This is a genomic window from Xanthomonas boreopolis (assembly GCF_046529185.1).
Taxonomy (GTDB): Bacteria; Pseudomonadota; Gammaproteobacteria; order Xanthomonadales; family Xanthomonadaceae; genus Pseudomonas_S; species Pseudomonas_S boreopolis.
In genome coordinates this window covers 1,039,587-1,051,662 of record NZ_CP097162.1, presented here as the reverse complement: position 1 = coordinate 1,051,662, position 12,076 = coordinate 1,039,587, and the positions used below count along the sequence as shown (strand labels likewise).

General features: G+C 68.4%; 8 protein-coding genes. 5 read left to right on the top strand and 3 right to left on the bottom strand.

Features of this window, described 5'->3' with window-relative positions:
• Positions 1–22: 22 nt before the first annotated feature.
• The 3 genes from M3M27_RS04705 to ggt form a co-directional block, all read right to left on the bottom strand.
• On the bottom strand, positions 23–910 hold the full coding sequence (locus M3M27_RS04705; RefSeq protein WP_434027320.1) for a helix-turn-helix transcriptional regulator: 888 nt from the start codon (positions 908–910) through the stop codon (positions 23–25).
• Between the two features lie 119 nt (positions 911–1,029).
• Positions 1,030–3,303: a winged helix-turn-helix domain-containing protein gene (locus tag M3M27_RS04700; protein ID WP_434027319.1), complete on the bottom strand. Its 2,274-nt coding sequence runs from the start codon at positions 3,301–3,303 to the stop codon at positions 1,030–1,032.
• 428 nt (positions 3,304–3,731) lie between these two features.
• Entirely contained in the window at positions 3,732–5,447 is a 1,716-nt protein-coding gene (ggt, locus tag M3M27_RS04695; protein ID WP_434027318.1) for a gamma-glutamyltransferase, read from the bottom strand.
• Positions 5,448–6,081: 634 nt separating this feature from the next.
• Here ggt and ilvC point away from each other — a divergent pair.
• From ilvC to M3M27_RS04670, 5 genes are all read left to right on the top strand, one after another.
• Positions 6,082–7,089, top strand: a complete 1,008-nt coding sequence (gene ilvC, locus M3M27_RS04690; RefSeq protein WP_140719596.1) for a ketol-acid reductoisomerase — start codon at positions 6,082–6,084, stop codon at positions 7,087–7,089.
• 40 nt (positions 7,090–7,129) lie between these two features.
• On the top strand, positions 7,130–8,854 hold the full coding sequence (gene ilvG, locus M3M27_RS04685) for an acetolactate synthase 2 catalytic subunit (RefSeq protein ID WP_434027317.1): 1,725 nt from the start codon (positions 7,130–7,132) through the stop codon (positions 8,852–8,854).
• On the top strand, positions 8,838–9,089 hold the full coding sequence (locus M3M27_RS04680) for an ACT domain-containing protein (RefSeq protein WP_140719601.1): 252 nt from the start codon (positions 8,838–8,840) through the stop codon (positions 9,087–9,089). The genes ilvG and M3M27_RS04680 overlap by 17 nt, the downstream gene beginning before the upstream one ends.
• 210 nt (positions 9,090–9,299) lie before the next feature.
• Positions 9,300–10,421, top strand: a complete 1,122-nt coding sequence (locus tag M3M27_RS04675; RefSeq protein ID WP_434027315.1) for a threonine dehydratase — start codon at positions 9,300–9,302, stop codon at positions 10,419–10,421.
• Positions 10,418–11,986: a 2-isopropylmalate synthase gene (locus M3M27_RS04670; RefSeq protein WP_140719605.1), complete on the top strand. Its 1,569-nt coding sequence runs from the start codon at positions 10,418–10,420 to the stop codon at positions 11,984–11,986. The genes M3M27_RS04675 and M3M27_RS04670 overlap by 4 nt, the downstream gene beginning before the upstream one ends.
• Positions 11,987–12,076 lie beyond the last annotated feature (90 nt).

Genomic DNA, 12,076 nt, shown 5'->3' with positions numbered 1-12,076 from the left:
AAACACCTTGGAGAAGTTACGTTCACATAAAGGGCATCGCTTTGCGGCGGACGCCACGTGACTTTGCCGAATCTGGCGACAGTGCCGTTTGCTCGCGGTAGCGCGATGCGGAGACGCCGAAGCGCGCACGGAAGGCGCGCGCGAAGCTGCAGCAATTGTCGAACCCGCTCGCGGCCGCCACCTCGCCGATCATCATCGACGTGTCGCGCAGCAGATCGGCCGCCCGCTCCAGCCGGAGCCGGGCCGACAGCGCCTGGGGGCTTTCTTCGTACAGGCTCTGGAACGTCTTGGAGACGTACCAGCTGGAAAAGTTGGTGAGCTGGGCTAGCTCGGCCACGCGCACCACCCGGTCGCTGTTGCCCTCCAGGTACAAGCGGGCGCGCTGCATGCGATGCAGCACCTGGCGGCGCCGGCTGCGCGACCGGCCGGGGCAACGTTGTTCCTGCTCGGCCAATCCGAGCTGCATCTGCGCCAGATGCAGCAACAGCGGCCTGGCGGTGTGCGCCCCCTCGCCCTGGGCGGCCGTGCGCCACAGCCGCAGGGCCGCGCGCAGGTCGCCCGTAGCCAGGCGACTGCGCCCCGGATACAAGGTGGTATCGGTCAGCTCGGCCAACGACTGCAGGCTGGAGCCGTCCAGCCCTACGCCGATGCACAGGCCATTGCGATCGGCCTGCAGGGTCGGCCGGGATTCCTTGTCGAAGGCGATCCAGTCGCCGGCCCGCAGCCGGAACTTACCCTCCTTCGCCTCGATCCAGGAGCGACCGCGCAACTGCACCCAGATGGTGAACATGCTGGGCGCGGCGCGCACGCTGCCCAGCCGCGCCGCCGCCATGCAGGCCGTGGCCGGCAGGTCCACCTCATGGTCCAGGAGTACCGGGACGCCCCGGTCGGCCACCATTACCTGATTCATTCGCCCCTCCGGATGTGCACGAAGGGCAGGATTGTTTTGCCGGATCTGGCACCAATCAGGAGGTTTTGCCGAATTCGTGGCGAATTCGCCACGAATGGCTTCCGAAAAAGTTACGAAATCTATTTTTCCAAAACATTCAACAACTTGGGGGCAAGGCCAACAAAGCTAGTCCGCTCATGTGGCAGGTCCATGAAGCCTATCCCGCTTCCCTCTTCGCTTGCCAGCGAGACATACAGCACGGACGAGGCGGCATTGATGCTGAACCCGTTCGTGGCACTGAAGCTGCTCGCATCCAGGCATCCGCCGGGAGATGGCTGCCCGCTTCCGAGGACGCTTTCGAAGGTCGAACAAGCTTGGACGGGAGCCAGATAGTGGATCTGCCCCCCGCCTCCCACGGCCCAGCTACGATAGCGCCACCGGGAAGGACCTTCGGCGTCCACACGACTGACACTGGCGAGATCGAGGGCGGCATCGGCCGCCCAGAGCCCCTCCGACGAGAATCGGGTGAACAGGATGCGCCCGCTGGCCCGATCGAAGCGCACCTGCGAAACATCGCCGAGCGAGGCCACCCGCTTCCAAGGGCTGCTCGAGCGGTCGTACAGGCTCAAGGTCGCAGCCCCATCGTCGCTCGCGCCGAGGATCAGAATGCGGGTCGAGTCGGACAAGTACACCGCCTGCAGCGGCCGCCGTTCCGGCACCGTCAGGCGCGCAACCCGGTTCAGCGCAGGCATCACTTCGTACAAGGCCGAGCGGCCCTCGTCGTCGCGTGCCACCACCAACACGCTCAGCGAGTCCGGGGACCAGTCCGGCGGCTGCCGCGTTTCCGGCACCAGTCCTTCCACCGGACGCAGCGAATCGGGGGCTGCCAGGTCCGCCCACCACAACGCGAACTCGCCCGAACGGTCCGAAGTGAACACGATCTGGCGGCCATTCGGCGCCACCACTGGTTGCGCATCCCGGCCATTGGAGGCGAACAGACGTTCGCGCCTGTAGCCGCCCTGCCCGTCGCGTTCGACCCGGTAGATGCCGAATTTCGGCTTGCGCTGCACGAACGCCAGCTTGTCCTTGCTGGCGGAAACCACCGGCGCCTGGGCATCGTCCACGCCCATGTCGCGGACGCGTCGCGTCGCCAGGTCGATCCGGTACAGGCGCGACTGGCTCTCGATCCGCCGCCCGAACACCAGTCCACTGCTGTCCGGCAACCATGTCAGGCCGCGGAATTCGGCGTTGTCGCGTGTCAATGGCTCGGGCTGGCCACCGTCGGCCGGCATCAGCCAGATGTCGCCCATTTGCGGATTGCGGATGAAGGCGATCCATTTGCCGTTCGGCGAATACCGGGGGGCGTAATCGAAATCCTGCGGGCCAGTCCGGTACGACAGTTCCGTCCATCGTCCGCTCGCGATATCGAAGCGGCGGATGCCGTGGCCGGCATCGCCCTTGGCCATGCTCCCGAACAGCAGCGCACGCCCGTCCGGCGACCAGCTGAAGCTGAGCATCTCGGCTCCATCGCAGCGCGTGACTTCGCGCTCGTCGGCCGCGCCATTGGCCGAGGCGATCATCACCCGGCATTGCCCATCGGCCGAATGCCGCGCGAAGGCGATTTCGCGCCCGTCCGGCGACCAGGCCGGCAGATTGTCGCTCCCCTGCGCGGGCGGGCGGCTGAGTACGCGCGGCGGCGCATTGTCGGTGGTCTTGACCAGGATGGACGTCCCGGGCTGCTCCGGCACCACCGAGGTATAGGCCACCATCGATCCGTCCGGCGAGAGCGTCGGGGTGATGTCGAAATTGCCGCTGGACGTGATCAGGCGATAGGGCGGCTTGGGGACGCTCACCGCGGCGCTCTTCTCTGCTTCGGGACGCAACCAGAAGGAGAGCGACAAACCACCGGCGAAGGCCAGCAGCAACAAGCCCGCCATGGCCAACCAGCGCCGGGAGATCGGCGGGCGTGCATTGGCCACCGGCACGGCATGCGCCTGCTCCTCCTGCAGCTCGGACGCCTCCGGCGCGGGCCCAGGCGCCGGGGCTGCGGGCGCCACGGGCTCATCCAGCCACTCGACGGACCCGAGCAGCCGGTAACCGGTCTTGGCGATCGTCTCGATTCCGCCTTCGCGTCCTTCGCCCTGCACCAGGGCCTTGCGCAACTGGGTCACCGCCTGGGTGACCACGTCGTTGGTCGGCAAGGTGTCGGGCCAGACCTCGGCGAGCAACTGCTCGCGGGAGACGACCTGGCCGGCATGGCCGGCCAGCACCTGCAGCACGGCCAGCGCTTTCGGCGTGAGCCTGGCCGCCCGCCTGGCCGCCGGCGAATGCACCTCGCGCGACGCCAGATGCACCACGCAATCGCCTATGCGCAGCCGTGAAGGCGACGTGGACTCAAGTGGGGCGGAATTCATGGGCGGAGGACAGCGATCTTCGTTGCTCGTTCTGCGGGCCAGCCAATCGCCAAATCCTGCAAAGCATCGCAACGGATTCGATCAGGCGCGGCAGCGACGATGAATTTTAGCCTATGCAATGTAGTTCCCCTATCAGGGGGGCCGCATCAGGCTCTCTCTCTCGCCGACGCATTCATACAATCTGCTTCAGAATTCGCGCCTTCTGGCGCGTTTTTTTTGTGAGGCGCCGGGGATGCGTCGTTTCGTTTCCATTCAGCGAATGAACGACGAACGTCCCGGTTTTGCCATCCGCGCCACATGACACAACTCGCCTAGCAACCGCCGGCAAACGCCAGGCACCGGAGCGGCCTAGGCTGGCTCCACTACTCCTACAAAAGCTCTCTCTCCCCTGCCGCCGACCAGACTCGGCGGCAATTTTTTTGTGGAGATCAGTAGCCCGCGGCCTGCCCGTCCTTGCGGCTCTCCGAAGCGCCGTAATACACGCCGGTATCCGGATCGCGCAGGATCGCCTGGTAACCACCATAGGGTCCGTCGGCGAACACCACGCGATGCCCCTTGCGCATCAGCGCGCGGATCGTCTCGTAGGGGAATCCCGTTTCCAGGTTCACCTCGCCGCCATCGCTCATTGCCGCGTTCTGCCCGGTCGGTTCGGTGGAACCGTCGTGCTGGATGCGCGGCGCGTCGCCCGCCTCCTGCAGGTTCATGCGGAAGTCGACGAGGTTCATCACGATCTGCACGTGCCCCTGCGGCTGCATCGCCCCGCCCATCACGCCGAAGCTCAGCCACGGCTTGCCGTCCTTGGTGACGAACGCCGGGATGATGGTCTGGAACGGGCGCTTGCCCGGCGCATAGCCGTTCGGGTGCCCGTCCTGCAGCACGAACATCTCGCCACGGTCCTGCAGGATGAAACCCAGTCCCGGCGGCGCCATGCCGCTGCCCATGCCGCGGTAGTTCGACTGGATCAGCGACACCATCATGCCGTCGGCGTCGGCCACGGTCATGTAGATCGTGTCGCCTTCCTCCAGTTGCTTCGGCGTGCCGGGCTGCACCTCCTTCAGCGCCTTGTCCATCGAGATCAGCTGCCGGCGCTGCGCGGCGTATTCCTTGGAGACGAGCTTCTTCACCGGTGCCGGCTGGAATGACGGATCGGCGTAGAAGCGCGCACGGTCGGCGAACGCCAGCTTCTTCGCTTCCACGAACAGGTGCACGTGCTCGGGCGAACCGAAGGCGATCTTCGAGAAATCGTAGCCTTCCAGCACATTGAGCATCTGCAGCGCGGCGATGCCCTGGCTGTTGGGCGGCAGTTCCCAGACGTCGTAGCCGCGGTAGTTGGTGGACACCGGCTCGACCCATTCGCCGTGGTGGCTGGCCATGTCCTCGTAACTCAGGAAACCACCGTTGGCCTTGAAGTACGCATCGATGGTACGGGCGATGTCGCCCTTGTAGAACGCATCGCGGCCGCCCTCGGCGATCTTCTGCAGGGTATTGGCGAGGTTGGGGTTCTTCCACAACTCGCCCTTGCGCGGCGCGCGGCCGTCGATGGTGAACTGCTCCTTGAAGCCGGGGTACTGCGACAGCCGCGGCACCGAGCGGTCCCAGTAATACGCGATGGTCTCGGCGACCGGGTGGCCTTCGCGCGCATAGCGGATCGCCGGCGCCAGGTTCTCCGCCATGGGCCTGCGCCCGAAACGTTCGTGCAAGGCGAACCAGCCGTCCACCGCCCCCGGCACCGACACCGGCAAGGGCCCGGTCGGCGGGATTTCCTTCAAGCCGCGGCGCTGGAACTCGGCCAGGGTCAGCGACTTCGGCGAGCGGCCGGATCCGTTGTAGCCGTACAGCTTCTTCGTCCTGGGATCCCAGACGATCGCGAACAGGTCGCCGCCGATGCCGTTGCCGGTCGGCTCCATCAATCCGAGCGCGGCGTTGGCGGCGATCGCCGCGTCCACGGCCGAACCGCCCCGCTTCATCACGTCCAGCGCCACCTGGGTGGCCAGGGGCTGCGAGGTCGCGGCCATGGCGTGGGGCGCGATCACCTCCGAGCGCGTGGCGAAGGACGGTCCGGTGATGCGGTCGGCGGCATGGGCGGACGGCAGGGCGGCCAGCAGGATCGCGGCCAGCGGCAGAAGGCGAAGACGGTGGTGCATGCAGGACTCCCCGGAAGAACAGCCCCGCACGATAACGCCATCGCCGCCTTCGTTCAGGCCTTCCTCCCCGCGAATCTGCGCAAATGTGGCCGGGACGGGCCGGAACGGGGCCGCGAGGCGGGTCGGTTTCGACGGTAACGATCCTTTCGCGACAGGGCTTCCGGGAGCCCCCGGCAACGCAGGTCACGTAATTCCGCACGCAAGGGTTGACAGCGGCGAAAACGGCGTGTTTATCTCAACGGCATGACGCCACGCACCGCCGCCTTCGACGCTTCGCTGCCCTTGCCGGCAGGCAGTGGCGTGGCCGCTTCGCTTCTCGTGCTCGTACTCATTACCTCGCCGACAGGTGCGGGACGAGCCTACGTGTAAGCAGCAGAAGCACACAGGTTTCGACAAGACCCCGCACCGGCAACGGCGCGGGGTTTCGCGTTTCAGGGATCCAGAAAAGTTTCGAATGACATGAACACGGCAACCCGCAAACAGGCCAACGGCAAAGCCACCGCCCCGCGCGCGGCGATGGCATGCGCCCGCGCCGCAGCCCTGGAAACCCCTCATCGTCAGCCGGCCAGCGCCTCCGCGGCCGGCTGATTTTCTTTCCGCCCTCCCCGTCCCACTCTTCCCCGAGGAATCCACCATGAGCAACGAGCAGTCCAACCCCAAAATCGCGATCATCGGCTACGGCAGCCAGGGCCGCGCGCATGCGCTGAACCTGCGCGATTCCGGCTTCGACGTCACCATCGGCCTGCGCCCGGGCGGCCCGACCGAGGCCAAGGCCCAGGCCGACGGCTTCGTGGTCAAGGCGCCCGCCGAGGCGGTCAAGGACGCCGACCTGGTCGCCGTGCTGACCCCGGACATGGTCCAGAAGAAGCTCTACGACGAGGTGCTGGCCTCGAACCTGAAGCAGGGCGCGGTGCTGCTGTTCGCGCATGGCCTGAACGTGCACTTCGGCATGATCGCCCCGCGCGAGGACCTGGACGTGGTGCTGGTCGCGCCGAAGGGCCCGGGCGCGCTGGTGCGCCGCGAGTACGAGATCGGCCGCGGCGTGCCGTGCATCTACGCCATCTACCAGGACAAGAGCGGCAAGGCCAAGGACTACGCCCTGGCCTACGCCGCCGGCCTGGGCGGCGCGCGCGCCAACCTGATCGAGACCACCTTCAAGGAAGAGACCGAGACCGACCTGTTCGGCGAGCAGGCCGTGCTGTGCGGCGGCGCCTCGTCGCTGGTGCAGGCCGGCTTCGAGACCCTGGTGGAAGCCGGCTACCAGCCGGAGATCGCCTACTACGAAGTGCTGCACGAACTGAAGCTGATCGTCGACCTGTTCTACGAAGGCGGCATCACCCGCATGCTGGAGTTCGTGTCCGAGACCGCCCAGTACGGCGACTACGTCAGCGGCCCGCGCGTGATCGACGCCGGCGTCAAGGCGCGCATGAAGGACGTGCTGACCGACATCCAGAACGGCACCTTCACCAAGAACTGGGTGGCCGAGTACGAAGCGGGCCTGCCGAACTACAAGAAGTTCAAGCAGGCCGACCTGGAGCACCCGATCGAGAAGGTGGGCAAGGAACTGCGCGCCAAGATGGTATGGCTCAGCGGCCAGACCGAGACCGCGCCCGCATCCGCCAAGCAGCAACAGGCCGCGTAACCGCGGCCTCCCCCCACCGCAACGCAAAGGTCGCCACCGCATGAACACCTCCGCACAACCCGGCGCGCCCCGCAATGGCGCGCGCTGGTTGACGCAGGCCCTGGAAGCCGAAGGCGTGGACACGCTGTTCGGCTATCCGGGCGGCACCATCATGCCGTTCTACGACGCCCTGGTGGACTCCGGGCTCAAGCACATCCTGGTACGCCACGAGCAGGGCGCCGCCCTGGCCGCCAACGGCTACGCGCGCGCCTCCGGCAAGGTCGGCGTATGCGTGGCCACGTCCGGCCCGGGCGCGTCCAACCTGGTGACCGGCATCGCCGACGCCATGCTGGACTCGGTGCCGATGGTGTGCCTGACCGGCCAGGTGGCCACCAGCCTGCTGGGCACGGATGCCTTCCAGGAACTGGACGTGTTCGGCCTGACCATGCCGATCGTCAAGCACAGCTTCCTGGCCAAGCGCGTGGACGACCTGCCGGACATGGTGCGCGAGGCATTCCGGATCGCGCGCGAGGGCCGTCCCGGGCCGGTGCTGATCGACCTGCCCAAGGACGTGCAGCTGGCCGACGCCTCGCACCTGCCCGACCACGTGCCGGCGGCGATCGAGCCGCCGCCGCCGCCGGAGGCGGCGCGCCTGGACGAGGCGCTGGCGGCCATCGCCGGCGCCGAGAAGCCGGTGATCTACGGCGGCGGCGGCATCGGCCTGGCCGATGCGGTGGAGGCGTTCCGCCAGTTCGTCGACGCCACCCGCATCCCGACCGTGCTGACCCTGCGCGGCCTGGGCGCGTTGCCGGCGAACCATCCCGAGTACCTGGGCATGCTCGGCATGCACGGCACCCGCGCCGCCAACATGGCGGTGCAGGAATGCGACCTGCTGATCGTGGTCGGCGCCCGTTTCGACGACCGCGCCACCGGCAAGCTGAGCGAGTTCGCGCCGTTCGCGCGGGTGATCCACCTGGACGCCGACGCCTACGAGATCTCCAAGCTGCGCAGCGCCGACATCGCCATTCCCGGCAATGTCGCCACCGGCCTGAAGGCGCTCGCGGCCGCGCGCAGCACCTGCGAGGAATGGCGCAAGCGCTGCATCGCCAACCGCGAGCGCTTCGGCGCGCGCTACGACGCGCCCGGCACCGACATCTATGCCCCGGCGCTGCTCAAGCGCCTGAGCGAGGTCGCCCCGGCCGACGCGATCGTCGCCTGCGACGTCGGCCAGCACCAGATGTGGGTGGCCCAGCACTACCGTTTCAACCATCCGCGCCATCATCTGACCAGCGGCGCGCTCGGCACGATGGGCTTCGGCCTGCCGGCGGCGATGGGCGCGCAGTTCGCCTGCCCGGACCGCACCGTGATCCTGGTCAACGGCGACGGCGGCTTCATGATGAACGTGCAGGAGCTGGCGACCATCGCCCGCTGCCGGCTGCCGGTGAAGATCGTGCTGATCGACAACGCCTCGCTGGGCATGGTGCGGCAGTGGCAGGAGCTGTTCTTCGCCGAGCGCTACAGCGAGATCGACCTGTCCGACAACCCGGACTTCGCCGCGCTGGCGCAGGTGTTCGGCATCCCGGCCCGCCATATCACCCTGCGCGGCGAAGTCGAGGACGGCCTGGCCGAACTGCTGGCGCAGCCCGGCCCGGCGCTGCTGCACGTGACCATCGACGCGCGCGCCAACGTCTGGCCGCTGGTCCCCCCCAACAACGCCAACAGCACCATGCTGGAGAGCAACCCCGCCCATGCCCCGAAGGAGGCCAGCCATGCGTTACCGGCTTGACCTGGTCATCAAGCCCGTCGATGGCGCCCTGTTGCGCGTGATCGGCATGGCCGAGCGCCGCGGCTTCAGCCCGTGCGCGATCAGCGGCAGCCCGAACGCGGCCGATGCCGGCCGCTGGCACCTGCAGTTGGTGGTCGATGGCGGCGCACGCCCGGCCGAGACCCTGCAGCGCCAGTTGGAAAAGGTCTACGACTGCGAATCGGTGCGGATCACCGCGCTGGAGGAAGCGGCATGAACGCGGTGAGGCCGGGGCCGGGGACCCGGGACCGGGAACTCGGGGCAAGCCCTCGCCGCCTGGTTCGCGCGCCCGGCAGGAGGCGTCTTCTTCGACGCCTCCCGGCGTCCTGCCACCGGTGCCTGTCGTCTGGACCGCGGAGGGATCTTCTTCGCCCCTGTCGCTCTCCCGGGACCCGGCCCCCGGGTCCCCAGCACCGGCTCCACCACCATGCCTGACGCCGGCCGTGCCCCTGCCCAGGAACCGGACGTAGGCGACGTAGCCGTCAGCGTGGCCGACGTGCTGGCCGCGCAGGCGCGCCTGCGCCGCTATCTCACGCCCACGCCGTTGCACTACGCCGAACGCTTCGGCACTTGGCTCAAGCTGGAAAACCTGCAGCGCACCGGCTCCTACAAGGTACGCGGCGCGCTGAACGCGATGCTGGCCGGGCTGGAGCGCGGCGACGACCGCCCGGTGATCTGCGCCTCGGCCGGCAACCATGCCCAGGGCGTGGCCTGGTCGGCCTACCGGCTGGGCCTGCAGGCGATCACCGTGATGCCGTTGGCCGCCCCGGCCACCAAGATCGCCGGCGTCCAGCACTGGGGCGCCACCGTGCGCCAGCACGGCCACAGCTACGACGAGGCCTACGCGTTCGCGCGCGAGCTGGCCCAGCAGAACGGCTACCGCTTCCTGCCCGCGTTCGACGACCCGGACGTGATCGCCGGCCAGGGCACGCTCGGGATCGAGATCGCCCCGCACATGCCGGACGTGGTGATCGTGCCGATCGGCGGCGGCGGCCTGGCCTCCGGCGTCGCACTGGCGCTGAAATCGCAGGGCGTGCGGGTGATCGGCGCGCAGGTCGAGGGGGTCGATTCGATGGCCCGCGCGGTGAAGGGCGACGTGCGCGCCATCGAGCCGGTCGCCACCCTCGCCGACGGCGTCAAGGTCAAGGTCCCCGGCTTCATCACGCGCAGGCTGTGCACCAGCCTGCTCGACGACATCGTGATCGTGCGCGAGGCCGAACTGCGCGAAACCCTGGTCCGGCTGGCGCTGGAAGAACACGTGATCGCCGAGGGCGCCGGCGCGCTGGCGCTGGCGGCGGGTAAACGCGTGGCCGGCAAACGCAAGTGCGCCGTCGTCTCAGGCGGTAATATCGACGCCACCGTGCTGGCCAACCTGCTCTCCGAAGTGCGGCCGCGGCCGCCCCGGAAACCGCGCCGGCGCAGCAGCGAGCGGATCAAGGGCCAACGCGGCCGGCCACCCGACGCTTCGCCCCCGACCGCTCCACCCCGCCCCACCGCCCCCGCCACCACGCCCGCAATAGCCATCGCAGTAGAGGAGTCATCCTGGTGAACACGACCGTATCCAACCAGACCCCGCGTATCCGAATTTTCGACACCACCCTGCGCGACGGCGAGCAATCCCCCGGCTGCAGCATGACCCCGCAGCAGAAGGTCGTGATGGCCCGGGCCCTGGACGAGCTGGGCGTGGACATCATCGAGACCGGCTTCCCGGCCAGCTCGCAATCCGATCGCGAGGCGATGGCGCTGATCGGCCGCGAGCTGCGCCGCCCGACCCTGGCGGTGCTCTCGCGCTGCCTGCAGGCCGACATCGAGACCTCCGCGCGGGCGCTGGAGGCGGCGGCCAACCCGCGCCTGCACGTGTTCCTGTCCACCAGCCCGCTGCACCGCGAGCACAAGCTGCGCATGACCCAGGAGCAGGTGCTGGAATCGGTGCACAAGCACGTGACGCTGGCGCGCGGCTACATCGACGACATCGAGTTCTCGGCCGAGGACGCGACCCGCACCGAGGTCGAGTACCTGATCGAGGTCGCGCGCGTGGCGATCGCCGCGGGCGCCACCACCATCAACCTGCCCGACACCGTCGGCTTCACCACGCCGGAGGAGATCGGCGACATGTTCCGGCGCGTGATCGCCGGCGTGGCCGACCTGCCGGGCGCGGACAAGGTGGTGTTCAGCGCGCACTGCCACAACGACCTGGGACTGGCGGTGGCCAACTCGCTGGCCGCCGCCGAGGCCGGCGTGCGCCAGATCGAGTGCACCATCAACGGCATCGGCGAGCGCGCCGGCAACTGCGCGCTGGAGGAGATCGCGATGGCGCTGAAGGTGCGCAACGCGTTCTACGGGTTCGAGACCGGCATCAACACGCCGCGCATCGTGCCGACCTCGCAGTTGCTGCAGCGCCTGATCGGCATGCCGGTCCAGCGCAACAAGGCGGTGGTGGGCACCAATGCGTTCGCGCACGAGTCGGGCATCCACCAGCACGGCATGCTGCGCCATCGCGGCACCTACGAGATCATGCGCCCGCAGGACGTGGGCTGGCCGGACACCCAGATGGTGCTGGGCCGCCACAGCGGCCGCGCCGCGGTCGAGGCGCGCCTGCGCGCGCTCGGCTTCTGGCTGGAGGAGGAAGAGCTGAAGCTGGTGTTCGAGCAGTTCAAGGCGCTGTGCGAGAAGCAGCGCGTGGTCACCGACGCCGACCTGCAGTCGCTGATGCAGGGCGCCACCACCCAGGACGGCTATCGCCTGGCCTCGATGACCATCAGCGACGTCGGCAGCCGCGCCAACGCGCTGGTCGAACTGTCCGATCCGGACGGCAACCGCGTCGCCGAGACCGCGCAGGGCAACGGCCCGGTCGACGCGCTGTTCGGCGCGCTGTCGGCCGCCACCGGCGTACGCCTGGAGCTGGACAGCTACCAGGTGCACAGCGTCGGCATCGGCGCCGATGCGCGTGGCGAGGCGAGCCTGAGCGTGCGCCACGACGGCGTGGAGTACGAAGGCACCGGCACCAGCAAGGACATCATCGAAGCCAGCGCACTGGCCTGGCTGGACGTGGCCAACCGGTTGCTGCGGCAGCGCAATGCGGAGCAGAACCGCCAGGACGTGGTGGCGGCGTAGGCAAATCCCTTCTCCCTCGGGAGAAGGTGCCCGCAAGGGGCGGATGAGGGTTCGGGCGAAGCTTCGTGCAGTTGAACGTCACGGGAGGGC

Excerpts from the sequence above, each read along its gene's own strand:
- M3M27_RS04705 (WP_434027320.1), bottom strand. The coding sequence starts at position 910 with ATGAATCAGGTAATGGTGGCCGACCGGGGCGTCCCGGTACTCCTGGAC.
- M3M27_RS04700 (WP_434027319.1), bottom strand. The coding sequence starts at position 3,303 with ATGAATTCCGCCCCACTTGAGTCCACGTCGCCTTCACGGCTGCGCATA.
- ggt (WP_434027318.1), bottom strand. The coding sequence starts at position 5,447 with ATGCACCACCGTCTTCGCCTTCTGCCGCTGGCCGCGATCCTGCTGGCC.
- ilvC (WP_140719596.1), top strand. The coding sequence starts at position 6,082 with ATGAGCAACGAGCAGTCCAACCCCAAAATCGCGATCATCGGCTACGGC.
- ilvG (WP_434027317.1), top strand. The coding sequence starts at position 7,130 with ATGAACACCTCCGCACAACCCGGCGCGCCCCGCAATGGCGCGCGCTGG.
- M3M27_RS04680 (WP_140719601.1), top strand. The coding sequence starts at position 8,838 with ATGCGTTACCGGCTTGACCTGGTCATCAAGCCCGTCGATGGCGCCCTG.
- M3M27_RS04675 (WP_434027315.1), top strand. The coding sequence starts at position 9,300 with ATGCCTGACGCCGGCCGTGCCCCTGCCCAGGAACCGGACGTAGGCGAC.